The 22,338-nt window shown below is 65.2% G+C and carries 23 protein-coding genes; 12 read left to right on the forward strand and 11 right to left on the reverse strand.

Annotated features, from left to right (window positions below; genetic code table 11):
- Positions 1 to 97 precede the first annotated feature (97 nt).
- Positions 98 to 385 carry an HlyU family transcriptional regulator gene (locus tag EV560_RS00685; protein WP_131853000.1) on the reverse strand — a complete coding sequence of 96 codons (288 nt, stop codon included), beginning with the start codon at positions 383 to 385 and terminating at the stop codon, positions 98 to 100.
- A 167-nt stretch (positions 386 to 552) separates the two neighbouring features.
- Between EV560_RS00685 and EV560_RS00690 the strand changes: the two genes are divergently transcribed.
- The gene (locus EV560_RS00690; RefSeq protein WP_131853002.1) at positions 553 to 870 is read left to right on the forward strand and encodes a hypothetical protein; all 318 of its coding nucleotides are present in this window, start codon (positions 553 to 555) and stop codon (positions 868 to 870) included.
- A gap of 18 nt (positions 871 to 888) precedes the next feature.
- Here EV560_RS00690 and EV560_RS00695 read toward each other — a convergent pair whose 3' ends face one another.
- The 8 genes from EV560_RS00695 to EV560_RS00730 form a co-directional block, all read right to left on the reverse strand.
- Positions 889 to 1,329 (reverse strand): secondary thiamine-phosphate synthase enzyme YjbQ, encoded by a 441-nt coding sequence (locus EV560_RS00695; protein WP_131853004.1) that lies wholly within the window; start codon positions 1,327 to 1,329, stop codon positions 889 to 891.
- Positions 1,329 to 1,940 (reverse strand): LysE family translocator, encoded by a 612-nt coding sequence (locus tag EV560_RS00700; protein ID WP_131853006.1) that lies wholly within the window; start codon positions 1,938 to 1,940, stop codon positions 1,329 to 1,331. The genes EV560_RS00695 and EV560_RS00700 overlap by 1 nt, the downstream gene beginning before the upstream one ends.
- Before the next feature lie 173 nt (positions 1,941 to 2,113).
- Positions 2,114 to 2,473: a hypothetical protein gene (locus tag EV560_RS00705; protein ID WP_131853008.1), complete on the reverse strand. Its 360-nt coding sequence runs from the start codon at positions 2,471 to 2,473 to the stop codon at positions 2,114 to 2,116.
- 111 nt (positions 2,474 to 2,584) lie between these two features.
- Positions 2,585 to 2,848, reverse strand: coding sequence for a hypothetical protein (locus EV560_RS00710; protein WP_207907930.1), 264 nt, complete (start codon positions 2,846 to 2,848; stop codon positions 2,585 to 2,587).
- A gap of 79 nt (positions 2,849 to 2,927) precedes the next feature.
- Positions 2,928 to 4,946: an RNA polymerase sigma factor RpoD gene (rpoD, locus tag EV560_RS00715; protein ID WP_131853012.1), complete on the reverse strand. Its 2,019-nt coding sequence runs from the start codon at positions 4,944 to 4,946 to the stop codon at positions 2,928 to 2,930.
- A 196-nt stretch (positions 4,947 to 5,142) separates the two neighbouring features.
- Positions 5,143 to 7,053, reverse strand: coding sequence for a DNA primase (dnaG, locus tag EV560_RS00720; protein WP_131853014.1), 1,911 nt, complete (start codon positions 7,051 to 7,053; stop codon positions 5,143 to 5,145).
- A gap of 178 nt (positions 7,054 to 7,231) precedes the next feature.
- Positions 7,232 to 7,723, reverse strand: coding sequence for a hypothetical protein (locus tag EV560_RS00725; RefSeq protein ID WP_131853016.1), 492 nt, complete (start codon positions 7,721 to 7,723; stop codon positions 7,232 to 7,234).
- Between the two features lie 57 nt (positions 7,724 to 7,780).
- Positions 7,781 to 8,251, reverse strand: coding sequence for a GatB/YqeY domain-containing protein (locus EV560_RS00730; RefSeq protein WP_248311835.1), 471 nt, complete (start codon positions 8,249 to 8,251; stop codon positions 7,781 to 7,783).
- Between the two features lie 145 nt (positions 8,252 to 8,396).
- Between EV560_RS00730 and carA the strand changes: the two genes are divergently transcribed.
- The 3 genes from carA to EV560_RS00745 all read left to right on the forward strand — a co-directional run bounded on the left by carA (position 8,397) and on the right by EV560_RS00745 (position 10,934).
- On the forward strand, positions 8,397 to 9,605 hold the full coding sequence (gene carA, locus EV560_RS00735; protein WP_131853018.1) for a glutamine-hydrolyzing carbamoyl-phosphate synthase small subunit: 1,209 nt from the start codon (positions 8,397 to 8,399) through the stop codon (positions 9,603 to 9,605).
- A gap of 13 nt (positions 9,606 to 9,618) precedes the next feature.
- Positions 9,619 to 9,945 carry an NIPSNAP family protein gene (locus EV560_RS00740; RefSeq protein ID WP_131853020.1) on the forward strand — a complete coding sequence of 109 codons (327 nt, stop codon included), beginning with the start codon at positions 9,619 to 9,621 and terminating at the stop codon, positions 9,943 to 9,945.
- A gap of 176 nt (positions 9,946 to 10,121) precedes the next feature.
- The gene (locus tag EV560_RS00745; RefSeq protein WP_131853022.1) at positions 10,122 to 10,934 is read left to right on the forward strand and encodes a prephenate dehydrogenase; all 813 of its coding nucleotides are present in this window, start codon (positions 10,122 to 10,124) and stop codon (positions 10,932 to 10,934) included.
- Between the two features lie 142 nt (positions 10,935 to 11,076).
- On the opposite strand, the gene EV560_RS00750 is transcribed toward EV560_RS00745, so the two are convergent.
- On the reverse strand, positions 11,077 to 12,012 hold the full coding sequence (locus tag EV560_RS00750) for a LysR substrate-binding domain-containing protein (RefSeq protein ID WP_131853024.1): 936 nt from the start codon (positions 12,010 to 12,012) through the stop codon (positions 11,077 to 11,079).
- A 93-nt stretch (positions 12,013 to 12,105) separates the two neighbouring features.
- Between EV560_RS00750 and EV560_RS00755 the strand changes: the two genes are divergently transcribed.
- The 8 genes from EV560_RS00755 to EV560_RS00790 all read left to right on the forward strand — a co-directional run bounded on the left by EV560_RS00755 (position 12,106) and on the right by EV560_RS00790 (position 21,068).
- Complete coding sequence (locus EV560_RS00755; protein WP_131853026.1) at positions 12,106 to 13,005, forward strand: DMT family transporter; 900 nt, start codon at positions 12,106 to 12,108, stop codon at positions 13,003 to 13,005.
- Positions 13,006 to 13,046: 41 nt separating this feature from the next.
- Positions 13,047 to 13,604 (forward strand): DUF1697 domain-containing protein, encoded by a 558-nt coding sequence (locus EV560_RS00760; protein WP_131853028.1) that lies wholly within the window; start codon positions 13,047 to 13,049, stop codon positions 13,602 to 13,604.
- Positions 13,597 to 14,103, forward strand: a complete 507-nt coding sequence (locus EV560_RS00765) for a GNAT family N-acetyltransferase (RefSeq protein ID WP_131853030.1) — start codon at positions 13,597 to 13,599, stop codon at positions 14,101 to 14,103. Before EV560_RS00760 ends, EV560_RS00765 begins: the two co-directional genes overlap by 8 nt.
- 280 nt (positions 14,104 to 14,383) lie before the next feature.
- Positions 14,384 to 15,673, forward strand: a complete 1,290-nt coding sequence (locus EV560_RS00770) for a DUF2169 family type VI secretion system accessory protein (protein WP_131853032.1) — start codon at positions 14,384 to 14,386, stop codon at positions 15,671 to 15,673.
- 131 nt (positions 15,674 to 15,804) lie between these two features.
- Complete coding sequence (locus EV560_RS00775) at positions 15,805 to 17,376, forward strand: hypothetical protein (protein WP_131853034.1); 1,572 nt, start codon at positions 15,805 to 15,807, stop codon at positions 17,374 to 17,376.
- A 175-nt stretch (positions 17,377 to 17,551) separates the two neighbouring features.
- The gene (locus EV560_RS00780; protein WP_131853036.1) at positions 17,552 to 18,838 is read left to right on the forward strand and encodes a DUF2169 family type VI secretion system accessory protein; all 1,287 of its coding nucleotides are present in this window, start codon (positions 17,552 to 17,554) and stop codon (positions 18,836 to 18,838) included.
- 39 nt (positions 18,839 to 18,877) lie between these two features.
- Entirely contained in the window at positions 18,878 to 20,548 is a 1,671-nt protein-coding gene (locus EV560_RS00785) for a hypothetical protein (RefSeq protein ID WP_131853038.1), read from the forward strand.
- Positions 20,549 to 20,675: 127 nt separating this feature from the next.
- Positions 20,676 to 21,068, forward strand: coding sequence for a PAAR-like protein (locus EV560_RS00790; protein ID WP_248311836.1), 393 nt, complete (start codon positions 20,676 to 20,678; stop codon positions 21,066 to 21,068).
- Positions 21,069 to 21,075: 7 nt separating this feature from the next.
- Here EV560_RS00790 and EV560_RS00795 read toward each other — a convergent pair whose 3' ends face one another.
- Positions 21,076 to 22,332: an SAM-dependent methyltransferase gene (locus EV560_RS00795; RefSeq protein ID WP_131853040.1), complete on the reverse strand. Its 1,257-nt coding sequence runs from the start codon at positions 22,330 to 22,332 to the stop codon at positions 21,076 to 21,078.
- Positions 22,333 to 22,338 lie beyond the last annotated feature (6 nt).

Raw genomic sequence — 22,338 nt, forward strand, 5'->3', positions numbered from 1 at the left:
CGTAAATTCGACACGCAATGAGAGCGCAGAGATGCCAACAAAGCCTTAAGCGACCTGACCCTTCGTCATCAACTTTCGAATGAAAGGCCGGCCGCGCTCATTTGAACAGGCGTTCGCCCTGCTCGTCGACGAGTTGCTGGCCCTTCACCAGCGTGAAATCGGCGGCGTCGTCGAGGCCCGGAAAACGGTCGGCGCGGACGAAGCGATGGCTCTTCGTCTCGCCGTCGATCTCCTTCTCGATCACGCCGCAGAGCTGGTACTGCCCGCCCTCAAGATAGGGCGTCGCATGAATCGCGAAGCCCTTGTGATCGATGCTTTTCGCCGGGCCGGCCGGCTTGTCACTCTCGGCCTTGCGCCCGCCGAACAGGGATTTCAGAAACGACATGAGAACCTCCTCCAATTCGGCCCTCTATACGGCACGAAACGCGGAAGGGGGAGCCAGCCCGGCTTGAAAGCCGATCGCGCGGTTCCCACGTCTTAAGGGTTCAGGGCGACCAACCGACCCTCGAGCTGCGCTCGCTTCCGACGGCCGCCCCGAACAGGGAGCCGGCCATGAAACCGTCCAAGATCGTCGCGCTCATTCTGCTCGTGCCGGCCGGCTTGATTCTGGCCGCCGCAGCCCACAGCCAGACGCCACACGAGCAGCCCTGCACGGATCGGCCCGAGGCGGTCGAGCAGCTTCGCACCATGTTCGGTGAACGCATCATCGGCTATGGACTCACCGCGAGCGGCCTCGTCATCGAGATCTTTGCCGCCAGTTCCGGCTCCTGGACGCTCTTCGCCACCACACCGCAGGGCAAGAGCTGCCTCATCGCCTCCGGTCAATCGTGGGAGCCGCGGCCGCAGCCGGACATTTTCGCGGGGCGATGACCGGGTTCCGGGCCCAGCTCAACTCAGATGCAGCACGACTTCGCGCCGGTGCGGGTTGTCGCGATGCTCGAACAGATAGATGCCCTGCCAGGTGCCAAGCATCAATCGGCCTTCCATCACCGGAATTGACAGCGAGACCGGCATCAGCGCCGCCTTGATATGGGCGGGCATGTCGTCCGGCCCCTCCATGCGATGGACGAGATAGGCCATCGCCGGATCATCGGCCGGCGGCGCCAGACGCTTGAAGAAGGCCTGGAGATCGCGCCGCACATCCGGATCGGCATTCTCCTGGATCAGCAGCGAGCAGGAGGTATGGCGCACGAAGAGGGTGAGCACCCCGCTCGCCGAAGAAGCCTCGCGCAGGGAAGAGGCCTCGCGCAGGAAGGCGAGGACATGGTCCGTGAATTCGTAGAGGCCCTGGCCACGCGTCTCGATGCTGATGAGCGACTGCTTCGGCATCAACGCTCCGTCAGCGCAAGCTTCGCCCCCAGCGCCACGAAGGCTGCGGCGAAAGCCCGCCGCATCCAGGCCATCACCGCCGGACGGCTGATCACCTTGTCACGCATCCCCGCGGCGAAGAGTCCATAGAGCGCGAAGACGACGAAGGTCATCGCCATGAAGACGCCGGAGAGCTCCAGCATGCGCAGGAGCGGGCTCGCCTCGTCCGCGGCGATGAACTGCGGCAGGAAGGCGACGAAGAAGATCGAGAGCTTGGGATTGAGCAGGTTGATCAGGATGCCGTCGACGAGCACGCGCAACGCCGAGCGCGGATCGGCCCTGGTCTCGACCTTGAGCGCGCCCTGCTCGCGCAAGGTCTGCCAGGCCATGAAGAGCAGATAGGCGACGCCGGCATATTTCACGATCTCATAGGCGAGCGCGCTCGCATGCAGCAGCGCGGCAAGCCCCATCATCGCCGCGAGAAGATGCGGCACGATGCCAAGCGTGCAGGCGAAGGCGGCAACCACGCTGGCGCGCGAACCTCGGGTGAGGCCGGCGGCGATCGTGTAGATCGCGCCCGTGCCGGGCGAGGCGACGATGATGAGCGAGGTGAGAAGGAATTCGGGGGACATGGGCACCGTCCGGCTGAGCGTTCGATGCGAGCCATCAGACGCGTCTGCGCCATTCTTGTCTAGAGCATTTTGGAGCGGAGTGGGCACCGGTTCGCGTGAAGAAAATGCGTCAAAACAAGGGGATAGAGAGTTTCCGCGATTCAGGGAAGCGCGGAAATGCTCTCGTACCGCGGTTAGCCGACCGGGAGGCCGAGAACGAAGCGGTAGGGCGCAAAGAGAACGTCGAAATAGGGAATGTTGCGCCCGCCCATGCTCGCAGCCGCGTCGCCCCAATGCGACAGCCCATGGGCACAGCCGAGCCAGAGGATGCTGCAATGGAGCCAGCCCTCGTAATAGCGACTGGGCCCGATCGCGAAGCCCAGCTGCCGCAGCGCAGCGCCCGCGACGACAACGGGAAGGCCGGCATTCGCGATGATCGCCAGCACTGCATAGAAGGCGATGGGGAATATGACGAGGCCGGAGACGAAGCTCACGAGCGGGACCGCCAGGAGCAGCGCGCTGCCGATGACAAAGTAGAGCCGCGCTTTCGCCATGTCTCGTCCGCCAGAACCAAGCGGCCGTCAGGATAGAGCGATCGGCGTGAAACCCGCGTTAAACCTGCGCAGCGACTGACGGTAGGCGGCAGAATTCAGGGCGCTTGCAGCTCACAGCCCCTCAAGCGTGCCACCGATGATGGCCCCGACCGTCTCGCCGACCACGGAGAGCACGACGCCGGTACCCTCGATCGTCGCGCCGACCGCGCCGATGACGATTTCGGCGATGCCTGAGCCGACGATGTCGACGCCGGCATCCGCAACACCCGAGACGATCTCGCCGACAGTCGTATCGCCCACCGCCTGCTTTTGCTGTTCGTCCTGGGCAACGGCCGTTGCAGCCTCGGCTTGTGTGGGATCGAGATTGGCAGTCATCGCAGTCTCCGTTGCGGGTTCGATCCTCACCTCGATCCAAGCAGAAAAAAGGCGGGCCTCGCGGCCCGCCTTCATGTCCTCAATTGTCGAGGAAGCTCCTGAGCTTCCGCGACCGGCTCGGGTGCTTCAGCTTCCTGAGCGCCTTCGCCTCGATCTGCCGGATGCGTTCGCGGGTGACCGAGAACTGCTGGCCGACCTCTTCGAGCGTGTGGTCGGTGTTCATGCCGATGCCGAAGCGCATCCGCAGTACTCTTTCTTCGCGCGGGGTCAACGATGCGAGCACTCGCGTCGTTGTTTCGCGAAGATTGCTCTGGATCGCCGCGTCGATCGGCAGGATCGCGTTCTTGTCCTCGATGAAGTCGCCGAGATGCGAATCCTCCTCGTCGCCGATCGGCGTCTCCAGGGAGATCGGCTCCTTGGCGATCTTCAGCACCTTGCGCACCTTCTCGAGCGGCATGGCGAGCTTCTCGGCCAGTTCCTCCGGCGTCGGCTCGCGGCCGATCTCGTGCAGCATCTGGCGCGAGGTCCGCACGATCTTGTTGATCGTCTCGATCATATGGACCGGGATGCGGATCGTGCGGGCCTGGTCGGCGATCGAGCGGGTGATCGCCTGGCGAATCCACCAGGTGGCGTAGGTCGAGAACTTGTAGCCGCGGCGATACTCGAACTTATCGACCGCCTTCATCAGGCCGATATTGCCTTCCTGGATCAGGTCGAGGAACTGCAGGCCGCGGTTGGTGTACTTCTTGGCGATCGAGATCACGAGGCGCAGATTGGCCTCGATCATCTCCTTCTTCGCCTGCCTGGCCTCGCGCTCGCCCTTCTGGACCATCAGCACGATCTTGCGGAATTCCTGGATTTCCAGGCCGGTTTCGGAGGCAAGCGTATGCACCTCCTCACGCAGGTCCTTGATCCGGTCCTTCTCCGCCGCGACGAATTCCTTCCAGCCGCGCGAGCCGAGCTTGGAGACGCGCAGCAGCCATTTCGGATCGAGCTCGCCACCGACATGCTGCTTCAGGAAGTCGTCGCGCGCGACGCCATAGGTCTCGGCGAGGCGCAGCAGGCGCGTCTCGTGCGAAATCAGGCGCTTGTTGATATCGTAGAGCTGCTCGACCAGCGCCTCGATGCGATTGTTGTTGAGCGAGAGCGACTTCACCGAAACGATGATGTCGTCCTTCAGCTTCTTGTACTTGCGGTCCTGCGAGGGCGAGAGCTTGGTGTTCTCCAGCCGGTTGGCAATGTCCTGGTCCTGCAGGCGGCGCAGCTTCTTGTAGTTGTCGGCAATCGAGTCGAAAGTCTCGAGCACGCGCGGCTTGAGCTCGGCTTCCATGGCCGAGAGCGACACGTTGTTCTCCATGTCGTCGTCGTCCATGCCGTCCGGCGGGGCCTCGCCCTCCGGCGCAGCCTCTTCGGCAGCCTCGCCTTCCTCGCCGCCCTCGCCCGGCAGCTGCACCGGGTTCTTGCCGTCGGGGCCGGCATAAGTCGCCTCGAGGTCGATGATGTCGCGCAGCAGCACCTTGCCGTCGACGAGCTCATCGCGCCAGATGATGATGGCCTGGAAGGTCAGCGGGCTCTCGCAGAGCCCGGCGATCATCGCCTCGCGGCCGGCCTCGATGCGCTTGGCGATCGCGATCTCGCCCTCGCGCGAGAGCAGCTCGACCGAACCCATCTCGCGCAGGTACATGCGCACCGGATCGTCGGTGCGCTCGGTCGGCTCCAGGTTGCGCTTGACCTCGACCGGCAGCGCCGAGCGCGCGGTCTCGACGAGGTCGCCCTCGCCTTCGTCGTCGTCGGCAGCGCCATCCTTGCCGCGCTGGGCGCGTTCCTCGCCGGCGGCTTCCGGATCTTCGTTGTCGACGACGTTGATGCCCTGCTCGCTGAGCTGACCGAGCACGTCCTCGATCTGCTCGGAGGAGAATTCCTCCGAGGGCAGGACCTCGTTCAGTTCGTCATAGGTCACATACCCGCGCTTCTTGGCGAGCTTGATCATCCGCCTTACGGCCTGATCGGTGAGGTCGAGCAGCGGTCCGTCAGAAGTCGGGGGGGCTTCCGGTGCGACCTGATCGGCCTTGTCCCGCTCGCTCACTTTAGTCGCCATCAATCAGCGCTCCGCACACTTCGTGGCCGGGGCTGCAAAGCCCATGCCGACGCATAAAAGGGCGATGCGGCCGCTGGTCCGGCACGCTCACCCAGCCAAATCATCTCGTTCAGATGGACCCGATCACCCTTGATGAATCGTGAACCACCCGCGGCACGTTGCGCGACAGGGACGGCAACGCTGAAGCATGTGCCCTTCAATCTCCGGACATCGCCTCGGTCCCCTCGATTGTCTCGAGGCGGGCCTTGACGTCCTTGATCCAGGCGAAATTGGCTTCCGTCGCTTCGTCAGCCAATGCGCGCTCGGCTGCCTTCAGCTCGCTATGTAGCGTTCGCGCCCGATGATGCAAGACGATAGCTTGACGAATCGAGTCAAAAACTGATTCCGGATCAGCCGCTTCGGCCAGCTTGAGGCGCTCCGCCGGGCCGGTGACGGCCAGCAGCGCCCTTTGCGATTCCTGCACCCGCGGCTGCTGCAGCCGGCCCGCGAGCGCCCCGCGGTCGAGATCGCCATCGAGTGCGACATCCAGCAGCACCTGCCGGAAGCGCTCTGCGGCCGGCCCGTCGAGCGCGAGCTCCGCGATCTCGTCGGCACAGCGCAGCACGAGCTCGGGATGGCTCGCCAGCGCCAGCAGGATGAAGGCCTCGCGCACATCCTCGCCGCGGTTGCGCGTGATGAGCTTCGACTGGGTCAGCTGGCTCGAGGCCTTGAGCGGGCCGATCGCCCAGGGCGCCGGCTGCTGCCAGCCGCCACGGCCATTGCCGCGCCCGCCATTGGCCTGTCCGCGCCCGCGCTGAAAGCCGCCGCCCTGCCCGCGTTCGCCACGCGCCGGCGCCGCACTGGCGAAGAGCAGCGCCAGCCGCTCGTCCATTTCGAGGCGATAATGGCGGCGCGTCGCCTCATCCTTGATCTGCCCGAGCGGCTCCTTGAGGCGTCGTTCGAAAGCCGCACGACGTTCCGGCGTATCGAGTGGCCCGGCCTCGACTTCGCGCGTCCAGAGCATGTCGACCAGCGGCTTCGCCGCCCCCAGCACCTCGATGATTGCCGGCTTGCCGCCCGAGCGCGCCAGATCGTCGGGGTCCTGCCCGTCCGGCAGCAGCGCGAAGGAAAGCGACTTGCCGGGCTCCAGCAGCGGCAGCGCCAGATCGATCGCCCGGCTGGCCGCCTTGCGCCCGGCCTTGTCGCCGTCGAGGCAGATGATCGGCTCGTCAGCCATGCGCCAGAGCAGGCCGAGCTGGTCCTCGGTCAGCGCCGTGCCGAGCGGCGCCACCGTCTGCGGGAAGCCGGCCATGGTCATGGCGATGACGTCGACATAGCCCTCGACGACGACGATCTGCCCGGTGTCATGGGCGCCCTTGCGGGCATTGTGATGGTTGAACAGCAGGCCGCCCTTGTGGAAGAGCGGTGTCTCCGGCGAATTCAGGTACTTGGCCGAGACCTCCGAGCTCATCGCCCGGCCGCCGAAGGCGATGACCCGGCCGCGCCCGTCATGGATCGGGAACATGATGCGGTCGCGGAAGCGATCATAGGGCACGGCGATCTCGTCGCCATGCACCAGGAGCCCCGCCTCCATCATCAACTCGGCGCTGACGCCCTTGCCGGCGAGATGATCGCGCAGCGCAAAGCGATCGGCCGGGCCATAGCCCAGCCGGAAATGCCGCCGCGGCTCGCCATCGAGCCCGCGCCCCTGGAGATAGCGCCGCGCGCCGGCTCCTCGCTCTCCCGCGAGCTCGGCCTCGAAGAATTTCGCCGCGAGCTCGACGACCTCGTGCAGGCCCTTGCGGCGTTCCTCCTGGACTTGCGCCTCATGACTGACCTTGGGCAGCGCGACGCCGGCATCGGCCGCGAGCTTCTCGACCGCCTCCGGGAAGGAGAGCCCCTCGGTCTCCATCACGAACTTGAAGATGTCGCCGTTCTTGCCGGAAGAGAAATCGAAGAACGAGCCTTTCTGGTCGTTGACGAAGAAGGACGGCGTCTTCTCGGCGTTGAAGGGCGAAAGCCCCTTCCATTCCCGCCCCGCCTTGGCGAGGCGCACACGTTTGCCCACGACCGCCGAGACCGGCAGCCGCGCCTTGATCTCCTCAAGGATGGAGGGCGGGAATTTCATTGTGCTCTATGTGGGCTCAGACGAACGCGAAGCCAATCACCGATCCGGAATGCCCCCCGCTTATTGGCGCAATCCACAGACATGACATGGAACGCGATCCGAAAAGCGGCAGCAGCAGTGCTGGCAAGTTGCTCCTGGCCGAGAGCACACCGCTTTCCAGCAGCGCAGCGGATCCCTTTCAGCAGCGCAGCGGGTCTTCGGCAAGCGCCTTCGCGGCGCCCTCGGCGGAGATCGCGAAAGTCGAGCCCGCGGCACGCAGTTCGATCCGCTTGGCCTTGCGCAGCGCCGCCACGACCGACCTCATCTGCGGCAGGCCGAAGCCGCGCTCCGGCTTCCAAGTGAATTCGATCTGTTCGCCATCAGGCTTCGCCGCGACCGGGATCGGCATCGCCTTGCCGTCGGCCACGACCTCGATGGTGGCGGGCGCAACTCCCTTGAGCTGATCGTTCGGCAAGGCTGCCATCAGGTAGGGGCCGCCCTGGATCGCCGGATTGGCGCGCGCTGCCGCGGCTTCGCCGCAGTAGAAGGTCAGGCGCGCGCCGCTCGCTCCCGACACGCCGGCATAGGCCGTGCCCATCTGGTAGCCCGTGCTCCAGCCCGAAGGCTGGGCGGCGGCGCCTCCCGTCATCAGCGAAAGCACCGCGGCAAAGGCGATCGTCGATTTCGGCATTGGGATCCTCCTTTGCCGAAAGCTGCGCCCTCGATATGGCGAAACCGTGCGGGAGACCTAGCCGCCCAGCGCCGCCTTCACCAGCCCGCTCGCCTTGGAGAAGTCCATCTGGCCGGCATAGTTGGCGCGCAGGATCGCGATCACCTTGCCCATGTCCTTCATGGACGCGGCGCCGCTCTCGGTCACCGCCGCTGCGATCGCCGCCTTCACCTCGTCCTCGGACATCTGCTTGGGCAGGTAGGAGCTGATCACGTCGACCTCGGCGCGCTCCCCGGCAGCGAGCTCGGGGCGGCCATTGGCGTCGTAGATCGCGATCGATTCCTGGCGCTGCTTGATCATCTTCTGCAGCAGCGCGAGGATCTCGTCGGCCGAGGCCTCGCCCGTGCCGGCGCCGCGCGCCTCGATGTCCTTGTCCTTCAGCGCAGCCTGGATCAGGCGGATAGCGCCGACCTTGCCCTTCTCGCCGGCCTTCATCGCCTCTTTCAGATCGCCCATGAAGCGCTCGCGCAGGCTCGTCATCTCACTCATTCCCTTTTTCAATAACAACCCGGCGCGGGCCTGGATTGACGGCTTGGACCCGCGCCATTAAGGCTCGCGCTCCAGACCGGCGGAGCGCGAAGCCGCTGCCCCGCCCCCGCATTGCCGCCCGACGCGGCCTGGACGAGACATAGACATGACCGCTTCCGAAGGAAACCCCGGCCAGGACGGCTGGACAGAGCCGCGCGCCACCGCCCTCCTCGTCCTTGCCGACGGCACGGTGCTGGAAGGCTTCGGCCTCGGCGCCACCGCCGAAGCACCAGGCGAAGTCTGCTTCAACACGGCGATGACCGGCTATCAGGAAATCCTGACCGACCCGTCCTATGCCGGGCAGATCATCACCTTCACCTTCCCGCATATCGGCAATGTCGGCGTCAACGACGAGGATATCGAGACCGTCAATGCCGCCGCCTCCTCGGGCGTGCGCGGCGTCGTGCTCCACGCCGACATTACCGAACCCTCGAACTGGCGCGCCAGCCGGCATTTCGACGCCTGGCTGAAGGCCCGCAACATCGTCGGCATCTGCGGCGTCGACACCCGCGCACTCACCGCGCTGATCCGCGACAAGGGCATGCCGAACGCGGTCCTCGCCCATAATCCGGACGGCGTCTTCGACATTCCGCGGCTGAAGCAGCAGGCGGCGGCGCTGCCGGACATGGCCGGCCTCGACCTCGTGCCGCTCGTCACCGCTGCCCAGCGCTACGACTGGAGCGAGACGCCCTGGCAATGGCCGGCCGGCTATGGCCAGCGCGAGAGCGTCGCCCATAAGGTCGTCGCCATCGACTATGGCGTGAAGCGCAACATCCTGCGCCTGCTCGCCAAGGCCGGCTGCGAGGTCACGGTCGTTCCCTCGACCGCGACGGCCGAGGACATTCTGGCGCTCAAGCCCGACGGCGTTTTCCTCTCGAACGGCCCCGGCGATCCGGCCGCGACCGGCGAATATGCCGTGCCGGTGATCAAGGAACTGCTCGACCGCAAGATCCCGACCTTCGGCATCTGCCTCGGCCATCAAATGCTCGCCCTCGCCATTGGCGGCCAGACCATGAAGATGAAGCAGGGTCATCACGGCGCGAACCATCCCGTGCAGGACAAGACCACCGGCAAGGTCGAGATCGTCTCGATGAACCATGGCTTCGCCGTCGATCCCGCGACGCTGCCGGAGAACGCGACCGAGACCCATGTCTCGCTTTTCGACGGCTCGAATTGCGGTATCGCGCTCAACGACCGCCCGGCCTTCAGCGTCCAGCATCACCCGGAAGCCTCGCCCGGCCCGCAGGACAGCCACTATCTCTTCACCCGCTTCATCGAGATGATGGAGGCGGAGAAGGCCAAGGCCGCCGCGTAAGGGAGCGAAGGCGATGATCCATCAGTTGCGCATCTACGAGATATTCGAGCGCAACAAGGCGGCTTTCCACGCCCGCTTCCGCGATCACGCGATGCGCATCATGGCACGCCACGGCTTCAAGATCGTGGCGATGTGGGAGACCAAGAGCGCCGGGCGCACCGAGTTCGCCTATATCCTGGTCTGGCCGGATGCCGACACCAAGACGGCGCGCTGGGCGAGCTTCATGGCCGATCCGGAATGGATCGAGGTCAAGCGCGTCACCGCGATCGAGAGCGGCGACCTCGTCGGCGCCATCGAGGACCGGCTGATGACGCTTACCGAATACTCGCCGATCCCCTGAGTTGACAGGCGCCGCGCCGCGCGCTCTATGCGGCGCATGACCATGTCCTGCCTTCTCGCCCGGAACTATTACGCCCCGTCCTCATAAGGCGGTGGCATTTCCATGTCTCAACCGCCGCGCTGGCGGTTGAATTCAGGCAGTCACCCGGCATCGCGGCCCCCCTCAAGGAAAGCGCGATGCCTGTCTCCAAGAAACCAGTCACCTCGAAACCATTCACCTCCGTCGGCCTCATGGGCTTTGGCGCCTTCGGCCGCCTCATGGCGCGGCACCTGCAGCCGCATCTGCGCCTTGCCGTGTTCGACCCCGCCCAGGAGATTCCCGCGAGCGCCGAGGGCAAGGGCCTGGCCCGCGCCGATCTCGCCGGCATCGGCGCCTGCGACATCGTCATCCTCGCCATGCCCGTCGCGGAGATGCCTGCGGCCATCGCGGCGCTGCGCCCGCATCTCAAGGCCGGCGCCATCGTGCTCGATGTCGGCTCGGTCAAGATCGGTCCGGCCCTCGCGATGCAGGCCGACTTGCCAGCTCATGTCGAGATCATCGGGACGCATCCGCTCTTCGGGCCGCAGAGCGGACGCCACGGCATCAGGGGCCTTAAGATCGCACTCTGTCCGATCCGCGGCAGCAGCGCCTGGCGCATCGGCGCCTTCCTGCGCAAGGCGCTCGGCCTGACGGTGATCATGACCACGCCCGAGGCACATGACCGCGAGGCGGCCATGGTCCAGGGGCTGACCCATCTCATCGCCAAAATCCTGGTCGGCATGGAACCGCTTCCACGCCGCATGACCACGGCGAGCTTCGATCTGCTGATGCAGGCAACCGAGATGGTGCGCTACGATGCGCCGGGCGTCTTCCTCGCGATCGAGCGCGCCAATCCACACGCCAAGGCCGTGCGCGACCAGTTCTTCGCCCTTGCCGAGGAGATGCGGGTGTTGCTGGAGAACGGGCACAAGCCGAACGTCTCTCCACGCCATCCCGAGCAAGCGGCTTGAGCTGGGGCCCCAGGAGCCAGCGTAGAGGCCCGGGATGCTCGCTCTTTTGGCGAGCACCCACGCCTTGAACCCAGCCTTGCGAAGACGTGGATGGCCGGGCAAGCCCGACCATGACGATCAACGGCATACCCGCGAAAGGCTGTCAGGCTGCCGCCTTAGCCTCGGTCTTCAAGAACGCCGCCAGCCGCGCCTGCGATAGCCCCGCTTCGGCAGCGATCCGCGTCGCCAGCGCGACGGCCGCCGGGCGCGGCTGGCCGAGCGGCCGGTCGAGCCAATAGGAAACCGGGTTGAGCGCCGTCCGCTTGTCGACCATGGCCAGCCGTCCGGCATCGACCTGCCCCTGCGCAAGAGGCGGGCGGGCCAGCGCGACCCCGAGCCCGGCGGCGGCGGCGTCCAGCACAAGGTTGTAGTCTTCGATGCGCCGGTCCTGCGGGCGCGGCCGGTAATCGAGCCCCTGCGCCAGGAACCAGGCGCGCCAACCGGCGGCATCCGAATCGTGGATCAGCGGCTGTTCGAGCAATCGCTCCGGGCCGCCTTCCCCGATCGTCTTCGCAACCTCCGGCGAGGCGATCGGAAAGCACCATTCCTCGAAGAGCTGGACCGAGACGCGCCCCGGCGCGCCGCCGCGGCCGCATCGTATCGCGAGGTCGATGCCCTCGGCCTCCAGATCGACGCGGCGATGGTCGATCTGCAGCACGACGCGCAACTGAGGATCGCCCGCCTCGAGCCGCTTCAGCCTCGGCATCAGCCACAGGCTGCACACCGACGGGATCGCGCTGAAGCGCACCACCGCCGCCCCGCGCGGCTCGCTCCAGCGATCGGAGGTGTCGGCGATGATCGCGAAAGCCTCCTGCGTGCGCTGCATCAGCCGCTGGCCCTCGGGCGTCAGCGCGACACCCCGTGCCTGGCGGGTGAAGAGCCGCGTGCCGAGCCAATGTTCCAGCTTGGCGATCTGCCGGCTGATCGCGCCATGGGTGAGGTTCAGCGCCTCTGCCGCAGCCGAGAAGCTGCCGGCGCGCGCGGCCGCCTCGAAGGCGCGTAACGTATCGAGCGGCGGCAGGGGCGAGCTGTGATCCATATTCACAGATCATCCCTCAATTACTCGTTTGTCAATCAGCTCGATGAGGCGTCTATCGGAGGCAGCTTCTCCGTCCCATCCGAGGACCACGCCATGAGCACCGCCTGCCCTGCCCTCCCGGCCCAGTCCCGCTCCGTCTTCGACGCCGCGCTGATCTTCACGATCAGCTTCACCGTGATCGCCTGGGCCTCGTCCTTCCCGGCGATCCGCGCCGGCCTCGCCAGCTTCTCCCCACTTGAGATGGCGGCCTTGCGCTTCGCCATTGCCGGCATCCCGTCCGCGCTCTTCCTCGTCATCACCCGCGCCCCGCTGCCGGCCACCAGCGATATCTGGCGCTTCCTCGTCGGCGGCGTCGTCTTCATCGCGGCGTATGCCGTGCTGCTGAACCTCGGCCAGACCGTGGTACCGGCCGGCGCGGCAAGCTTCATCATCAACACCAATCCGATCATGACCGCGGCCTTGGCGATGCTGATCCTTGGCGAGCGCTTCAGCCTCACCGCCTGGCTCGGCACCGCGGTCTCCTTCAGCGGCATCGGCCTGATCGCGCTGGGCAACGGGCTCGATCTGAATATCGGCGTCAGCATCCTGCTCATCCTCGGCGCCGCCTTCTGCAACGCCATCACCACAGTGGTGCAGAAGCCGCTCTTCGCCCGGCATAAGCCGCTCACGGTCGCCGCCTGGAACATGGCGATCGGCGGGCTCGTGCTCTCGCCGCTCCTGCCCGGCGCCATCGCTCAGGCGCAGACGGCCTCCACGGAAGCCCTGTTCTCCGTCGTCTACCTCGCGATCGTCTCGAGCCTTGCCGCCTACGGCACCTGGGCGATCACCCTCTCGAAGCTGCCCGCCGCTCGCGCTTCCAATTTCCAGTATTGCGTGCCGCCGATCGCGACCCTGATCGGCTTCCTCTGGCTCGGCGAGATCCCGAGCCCGATCGGCATCATCGGCGGCCTGATGGCGCTCGGCGGCGTCGTCATCGTCAACCTGAAGCGCTGAACCGAACTTCCCGCGGCCGTGCCGCTCTGCGATGATGCGGCATGGCCGTGCTCATCGCCTTTCTCCGAGCCGTCAATGTCGGCGGCGCCAGCAGCATCAAGATGGAGGCCCTGCGCGGATTATGCCCCGCGCTGGGCCTTCGCCACGCGACGACGCTCCTGCAAAGCGGCAACCTCGTCGCGGCCCATGACGATGGCGAGGCCGACGAACTGGCACAGCGGCTCGAGGCCGCAATCGCGCAGGATCATCCCTACAAGCCCCGGGTGATCGGACGCAGTGCCGCGGAGTTGCGTCGCATGGTCGAGAACAATCCCCTCGCACCAGGCGACACCCGCAAGCCCAACCATCTGCTGGTCATGCCGCTGGAGCGCGAACCGGACGGAGGTGCTCTGGCGCGACTGCGCGAGCGCCATGGCGGCCCGGAGGAGATCGCCCTCGTCGGCAGCGATCTCTACCTGCACTATGTCGACGGTATCGGCCGGTCGAAACTGACCAATGCCCTGATCGAGCGGCAGCTCGGAGTCCAGGGCACGGCGCGGAACTGGAACACGATCAGCAAGCTCGTGGAGCTCGCCGAAGAGGTCGAGGCGCGTGGCTGAGATCCTGATCCGTCCGCTCACCGCTGATGATGCCAAGACCTTCCGCAACCTGCGCCTCACGGCCCTGGAGACATCGCCTGAAGCCTTCGGCGCCAGCCACGCCGAGGAGGCGGCGCAGTCGCTTTCCTTCTTCGCCGCCAGGCTCGCACCCGAGCCACCCGGCCAGGTCTTCGGCGCTTTCCTCGGCAACGTCCTGGTCGGCATGGCCGGCTTCCGCACGCTGAATTCGTCCAAATCCCGGCACAAGGGCTATCTCTGGGGTGTCTATGTCGCCGAGACTGCGCGCGGGCACGGTTTTGGCGAAAAGCTGGTGACGGCCGTCATCGAGCACGCGCGCCGCCATGTCCTGATCCTGCAGGCCAATGTCGTCACCACCAACCGCGGCGCCTATGTGCTCTACGAGAAGCTCGGCTTCGTTCCCTACGGTATTGAATCCCGAGCGCTCCGGATAGGCGACGTCTTCTACGACGAAGCGCTGCTGGCGCTCGATTTCGGCTAGAGCAGTTTCAAGCGAAGTGGACACCGGTTCGCGTGAAGAAAACGCCCTAAGACAAATAGATAGGGCATTTCCGCGCAACGCGGAAATGCCCCAGAGACCGCAGCATAGCCCACGCATAACGGAAAATACTATTCCGGCTAATATTTATTTGGCCGATAGCTTATGAACGGCAGGTCATCTTGGCCCATTTACGTCATCTCGATGTATTGGCAGCGCGCTAATTTTCTTCGATTAAGAGCCGCGCCTCCGAAATGTCGGGGCTGCGCCTGGACCACCCCGGATGAAACTGCTCTCGTCGCTGCCATACAAGTTCATCCCCCTCGACGGCACGCTCAATCCTGCAGCTCCCGAGCTGAGCTTCATCGTGAAGGGGACCTTTTCCCTTCATAACTGGCGGCTGCCGACCGATCTCCCGGCCGACGAGCAGGAGGATTTCGCCGGCGATGACCGCTACATGGACGAGATCGGCCGCAGCCTGCGCTACGCCAACGACCTCGTCATGTTCAAACCGTTCGGCGAGGTGCTGCTGACGGCGGATTGCCATGCTCCGGACGGTCGCCCGGCAACGGTCGTCGAGGCGGGCCTGACGATCGGGCCGATCAACAAGCGCCTTCGGGTCGTCGGCGACCGGGTCTGGTTCCGCAATGCGCAGGCTCAGCTAGCGATCGAGGGGCCGGCGCCCTTCACGGCGATGCCCTTGCGCTGGGAGCGGGCCTTCGGCGGCCTGAATCTGCCGGAGAATCCGATGGGCCGCGGCATCGAGCCCTGGATCGCCGAGGACGGCCGAAAGTTCTTCTTCCTCGCCAATGTCGAAGCGCTCGACCGGCCGGCCCGCAGCTATGAGCAGCGCCTTCCGCCGGTCTGCTTCGCGCCGATCTCGCCACAATGGCAGCCGCGCCTTGGCCGCGAGGGCACGCGCGATCAGCATTGGGCGACCTTCGTCGCCCCGTTGCCGCCGCGCGATTATGATCCGCGTACCGCGCAGGCCGCCCCCGAGGACCAGTGGCTCAAATCCGGCTACTGGCAGGGAGACGAGCGCATCGACCTCACCAACATGCACCCGGACCACGCCCACTATGTCACGGCCCTGCCGGGCAAGCGCCTGCGCCTGTTCATCGAGGCCCTGGCCGAGGACGGCAAGCAGTTGCGGTTCGGCGAGGTGCCGCTCGATCTCGATACCGTCCATATCGACATGACCACCGAGCGCATGCACCTGCTCTGGCGCCGGCGCTTCCGCCCGCGCAGCAAGCAAGGTGCGGAGATCCAGACAGTCTATCTCGCCGAGGAATTGCTGAGCGAGCCGCCTGCCGCGGTCGAGGCCCATTATCGCGACTTCACCGCGCTGAAGACCCCGGCGCAGGAGCCGAAACTGGCACAGGCCCAGCGTGACGAGCAGGCCGCTCTGGCCGAGGCGCGCAAGATGCTGGTCGACGCCAAGCTAGACCCCGGCATCATCGCCCGCTTCGACGCCGCGCCCGACTCCCAGGCCAAGTTCACGATGATGATCGACCTGATCAAGAGCAAGACGGCCGAGCTCGAAACCATGACGGCGGCTCTCAAGCCGCACTAGAGCATTTTCTGGGCGAAGTGGACACCGGTTCGCGTGAAGAAAATGCGTCAAAACAAATAGATAGAAAATTTTCGCGATTCGGAGAAACGCGGAAATGCTCTAACCGAGCGCCGATCGAAGGAGTCAGCGACGTGCCCAACCCGACCAGCGACCTCCTCCTCGAAGCGCCGGAAGTCCTCGACTACGATAATCCCGGTGTCACCGCGGATACGCGCATGCGCGTCGGCTATCCTCGGCTGACCGCGCAAGGCGCGACCGTCAGCGACGCCAAGATCGCCCGCCGCGTCGTCTCCGAACTCCCCGCCGCTCATCTGCCGGCCTATGACGAGCAGGACAACGCGGTCCGGCCGAACGACGATGATCCGCTCGTCAACGTCAAGCGGGCGCTCTCCTTCAAGCCTGCGACCGGGGTCAACTTCACCACCGGCGCGACCTTCAACACCTATCTGAAGAATAATTTTGAGACGCGCGTGGCCGATGGCGCCGTGCAGTTCCACGCCGTCGACCAGGATTTCGTGCCCGATCCGGACGATGCTCCGGACTTGGTCAAGCCGGCCCTGAGCTATCTCCATATCGGCAAGGCCGATCAGCCGCTGACGGACATTGGCGGCGTAGAGCTCCCGCGGCGCTACAACCAGCTGACGGATCAGAAGCAGAAGACCGGCATCGGCCTGTTCAGCGATGGCGGGCTTAACGCCTGGACGCGCCAGCCCATCAACCTGCGCAGCAGCGAGGCGATCAACCTCACCACCCAGGGCTATTGCCTCTCGACCTATGGCGAGAGCGTCATCAGCACCTACGAGATCCAGAACAAGGCCGATATCGAGCGGATCAATTCCGGCGAGATCACCGACCAGGGCGTCGACCGCAAGATCATTAACCTCAACGCGCTGCGCTCGACCGAGCTCGGCTGGTATCGCCAGATCTTCGACCGCGGCCGCGCCCTGAATTTCTCGACCGCGAACAAGGGCGATTTCAGCATCAGCTCGTCCTATTCGCTCGGCATCGGCGCGAAGTTCGAGCATTCGGTCGCCGCCAGCCTCGGCACCTCCTTCTCCGGCAAGGTCGAGCTCAACCGCGGCTTCGGCATCGACATCGGCACCGGCGGCGCGATGTTCAAGCATCCGTCCGGATCCTGGACCTTCGAATCGGATGCCGAGCTCTGCGGCAGCAGCAGCGTCAAATTGACGATTGCCGGCGTCGATACCTTGCCGATCAAGGCCAATCTCGAGATCTATTCGGCCGTGCTGACGGTCGCTGTCGTCGCGCAGACAGCCGCCTTCACCGGCTTCAACGCCTATCTCGCCGAGCGCGCCGACCGGACGCTGACCGCCGCGGATGCCGAGAACAAGGGCGATGACACCCATAACCTGGTCTCCGCGCTCGACGACGGCATGCAAGTCTACGAGGCCGCGCTGGCGCTGAGCGCGATCACCTGCGCCGCCGGCATCGTCATGGGCGCCGCGCAGGCGATCTGGACTGCCTTGCGCACACCCGACCCGCTCGCCCCCAATATCGAACTGTCGCGCACCTCCATTGCCCTGCGCTGCGGCGCGAACGGCATCGAGATCAGTCCGACCGGCATCAAGATCGTCAGCATGACGGGTTCGGTCGAGATTGGCGGCATGGCGGTCAATCTCGGCGCGCCCAGCATCAACCACACGCCGGTGCCTCCGGTCCCGGTTGCGCCCATGCTGCCCTGATAGCAACGGCAGAAAATGGCCTTCGGGCCATGCCGCAAAGTAAGCCGGTTAAATATTTAAAAATTAACCGCAAGTCACAGGCAAGATTGCGATGCCATGCTGAAGTGGCGAGCCCTTAACGTTTGCAGGAGCAGAAAAGCACTCGCAACAACAAGGCAAGCCCGGATAACCTTTCATGAAGCTGTTCTCGTCGCTGCCCTACAAGTTCATCCCGCTCGACGGCACGCTCGACCCTGCTGTTCCCGAGCTGAGCTTTATCGTTAAGGGAACCTTCTCGCTTCAGAACTGGCGGTTGCCGACGACTGTACCTGCCGATGAGCAGGCGAACTTCACCGGCGACGAGCGCCACATGGACAAGATCGGCCGGAGCCTGCGCTACGCCAATGATCTCGTCATGTACAAGCCGTTCGGCGAGGTGCTCCTCACCGGTTCCTGCTACGCACCCGATGTCCATCCTGCGACCATGGTCGAGGCCGGCCTCGAGATCGGCCCGGTCAGCAAGCGCCTCAAGATTCATGGTGACCGCGTCTGGCTCCGCTATGCCGAGGGCCAGATGGTGATCGAGGGCCCGCTGCCCTTCACCCAGATGCCGCTGCGCTGGGAACGCGCCTTCGGTGGCCTCAACGTTGCCGAGAATCCGATGGGCCGCGGCAGCGAGCCCTGGACGGCGGAAGATGGCCGCAAGCTCTTCTTTCTCCCCAATATCGAAATGCCGAACGCCCCGGTGCAGGCCGCAGGACAGCCGCAGCATCCGGCCTGCTTCGCGCCGATCTCGCCGCAATGGCAGCCGCGTTTTGGCCGCGAGGGCACGCGCGATCAGCATTGGGCGACCTTCGTCGCGCCGCTCCCGCCGCGCGACTACGACCCCCGCACGGCGCAGGCGGCTTCGGACGACCAGTGGATCAAGGGCTATTGGCGCGGCGACGAGCGTATCGAGCTCACGAACCTCCACCCGCGCCATGCCAGCTTCGTCACCGGCCTGCCGGGCAAGCGCCTGCGCCTCTTCATCGAAGGTGAGTTCGGCGACAGCGACAAGCCCCGCTTCGGCGAGGTCCCGCTCGATCTCGACACGGTCCATATCGACATGGACACTGAGAAGCTGCACCTGATCTGGCGGCAGCGCTTCCGGCCGCGCCACGCCAGGGCGCCGGAACTGCGCGCCGCGTATCTCGCCGAGGAGTTGCTGAGCGAGGAGCCCGCTCCGCTCGAGAAGCACTATCGCGACTACCAGGCACTGAAGGGCCCCGAGCAGGAGAGCGAGGCGGCATTGCTGCTGCGCGACGAGCAAGCCGCCCTTGCCGAGGCACGCAAGACGCTCGTCGACGCCAAGGTCGATCCAAAAATCCTGGCCGGCTTCGATGCCGCGCCGGACACGCCGGCGAAGTTCAATTTCATGCTCGAGCTGATGAAGTCGAAGACCGCCGAGCTCGAGGCCATGACGGCCGCCTTCAAGGCAGCCTGAGCTGCAGCGCCGGACAACGAACAAAAAGGGGACCGTGTCGTGCAGGACAGCGCAGCCGTAGCAGAAGCCGAGACCGAAACCGCCGCCGATGACGGCCACGACGTCCTCGAACGGAAAGGCAAGGAGAGCGATTTCCTGCTCCAGGCCTCCGATGTCACGGATTACGAGCATGCGGGCCTGACCGCCGACACGCGCATGCGCATCGGCTATCCCCGGATGCACGCTCACGGCACGACCGAAAGCGACCCGGCGGTAGCCAAGCGCATCATCGTCGGCGCGACGCGTGGTTATGTGAAGGCACGTCCCGGCTTCGACAACCAGGATCTGGCGCAGGAGCCCACCAAGGGCACTCAGCCCGAGAAGAAGGAAGATAAGGAAGAGGCCGCACGACTCGCCGACGTCAAGCGCGCGCTGGCGTTCAAGCCCGGCACGGGCGTGAGCTTCATCAGCGATGCGCGCTTCGACGTCTACCTGAAGAACAATCTCGAATCGCGCATCGCCGACGGCGCCGCGATCTTCCAGGCCGTCGATTTCGGCGAGGACGGCAAGAGCGCTCCCAAGCTCTCCTATCTACGCGTCGGCAAGCCGGAAAAGCGCCTCAAGGACAATGGCACGGACCTGACGCGGGAGCAGGACCTGCTGATGGACCAGAAATACGAGCCCGGCATCGGCATGTTCACCGACGCCGAGGTCAATCTCTGGTCCAAGGGCGATTTCAACATCCATACCGGCAAGACCTATAGCCTCATCGCCGACGAGAAAGCCGAGGAGATCGTCGGCGAGAACTATTCGGCGACCTATGAGTATTCCGACGAGAAGGATGCCGAGCGGGTCAAGAAGGGCGAGATCAAGCCGCAGCAGGCCAATCGCGAGATCATCAGCGTCTCGATGAAGCGCAAGGGAACGGCCGGCTGGTACGAGCAGGAATACAAGCGCGCCCAGAGCCTCGATTTCTCCGTGGCGAACAAGGGCGAGGTCGGCCTGAACGCGAGCTACGGCGTCAGCATCGGCGCCAAGATGGAGCACTCGCTGGCGCTCAGCCTCGGCAGCTCGATCTCCGGCAAGATGGAGATGAGCAAGGGCTTCGAGGTCGAGGTCGGCGAGCATGGCGCGGTCTTCAAGGGCTCTGCCGGCGCCTGGACGCAGGACGAGAACCACAAGATCTCCGCCAGCAACTCGATCAAGCTCGGCATCAACGAGATCGACACCGCGCCGATGAAGATCGCGATCGGCACCTTCAAGGTGGCGTTCTACGCGTCGGTCGCCGCGCAGACCGGCGGCTTTGCCGCCTATGCCTCAGCGCTCAGGATCATGTCCGGCATGGAGCTCGAGGCCGGCAGCGCCGACCAGGAAGCAAGCAAGGCCGACGACGCCAACGGCCTGAAGACCGCGCTCGACAAAGGCATGGAGCTCTATGAGGCGGCGGTGCTGCTCAGCGCCATCTCGGGCGCCTGCGGCTGCGCCATGGCCGCGGCACAGGCTCTCTGGATGCGCGGGCGTGTTGCGGACCCGACTGCGCCTAGCATCAAGCTGACGCGCAGCGGAATCCAGCTCAGCTACGGCGCCTCGAGCATCACCATCGATGGCCAGGGCGTGAATATCGACGGCCCGCTGGTCACGACCACCGCCAATCAGATCACCAACAACGCACCGGCGATCAACAACAACGCCGCGGGCGGCGGCATGCTGATCGGCGGCTTGTTCGACTAGAGCATTTTCGAGCGAAGTGGATACCGGTTCGCGTGAAGAAAATGCGTTAAAACAGAAGGTTAGAGAATTTTCGCGCTTCAGGGAATCGCGGAAATGCTCTGACCTGTTCCCTTCCGGAGCCGACCCTATGCCTCAGTTCCTCACCACCGCGACCTTGCTCGAGTGTTCGATGGGCGCGATGCCGACGCCGTTCATCGCCGATGAGCTGCCGGCCGCCCCCAAGGAGGTCGGGCTGACCAGCGCGACCGTCGTCCAGATCGTGCCCGGCAAGAACATCACGCCGTTCGGCATGTGCAAGAGCCCCGCCAACCCCACTGTGGCCTCGGCGACGGCGGCGGCGCAGGGCGTTCTCACCCCGATGCCCTGCACGCCGACGATCCCGGCTCCCTGGGCGCCGCCTTCGGTCTGCACCAAGCATATGGGCATTCCGATGGCGACGGCTCAAAGCGTCTGCGCCTGCGCCTTCGGCGGCGTGGTCAAGGTCTCGCAGGCGATGCCGGCACCGGGAAACACGCTCTGACGCGCCCTCAGAACCCGCGCGCCTCCAGTTCCTTCTCCGCATCCGTGATGTAGTCGCGGATCACCGGCACGGCGCTCTTATGCGGTCCGAGCAGGAGCTGGAACACCATGTCGCCGCCGATATCGAACGAGATCGAGCAGGCGCCGAGATAGAATTCCCACATCCGGGCGAAGCGCTCGCCCATCATCGCCACGACCTCCTCGCGCTTGGCCATGAAGCGCGAGCGCCAGGCTTCCAGCGTCCAGTGGTAGTGCCGGCGCCAGAATTCGCAGTCGGAATGCCAGAGCCCGGTCTGCTCGACCGCTGCGAAAACCTCCGACAGCGCCGGCGCATACCCGCCCGGGAAGATGTACTTGTCGAAGAACGGCCCGGTGAAGCCGGGTGGACCGACGCGCCCGATGCAATGGACGAGCGCGATGCCGTCAGGCGTCAGCAGGTCGCGGATACGCTCGAAATATTCGAGGTAATGCGCGACGCCGACATGCTCCATCATGCCGACCGAGACGACCCGGTCGAACGTGCCCTCGAGCTCGCGATAGTCCTTGTTGATGAAGGTCACCGCATCGCCGACGCCGGCAGCCTCGGCCCGCTTCTGCGCCGCCGCCATCTGGTCGGGCGAGACGTTGAGGCCGGTCACCTTGGCGCCGCAGGCTTTCGCCAGGTAGATCGCGAGCTCGCCCCAGCCCGAGCCGATATCGAGCACGCGCATGCCGGGCTCGATCTTCAGCTTGGCGGCGATATGGCGCAGCTTCGCCTTCTGCGCGTTTTCCAGTCCTACGTCCGGAGCATGCCAGTACGCGCAGGAATAGGTCATCGTCTCGTCGAGCCAGAGCCGGTAGAACTCGGTCGGGATGTCGTAATGGTGCTTGACCTTCTTGCCGGCGACACCGATCGGGTTGTGCATGCGCCAGCGCCGGATGCGGAAGCGCACATCGCGGATCGCCTTTTGCAGCGGGTGCTTGCGCATCTCCTTGCGCTGCATCCAGAACAGGCTGAGCAGGTCGTGGATGGTCGAGCCATCCTCGAAATTGACGCGCCCGTCCATATAGCCTTCGGCCAAAGCCAGCTCGGGATTGAGGAAGATCTCGCGCTCGATCTTGTCGTCGCTGAAGCGCACCGTGACCTCGGGCGCGATCTTGTCCTGGCCGGCGAAATGGATCGGTCCCGCGCCCGGCCCGAAGGCATGGCGCTTGTTGTCGGGCGTGATCACCGTCAGGCGGCCCTGCCTGACGAAGCGCTTCAGAAGTTTAGGCAACAACAGCATTGGCGT

The organism is Allobosea sp. BK604 (assembly GCF_004341515.1).
Taxonomy (GTDB): Bacteria; Pseudomonadota; Alphaproteobacteria; order Rhizobiales; family Beijerinckiaceae; genus Allobosea.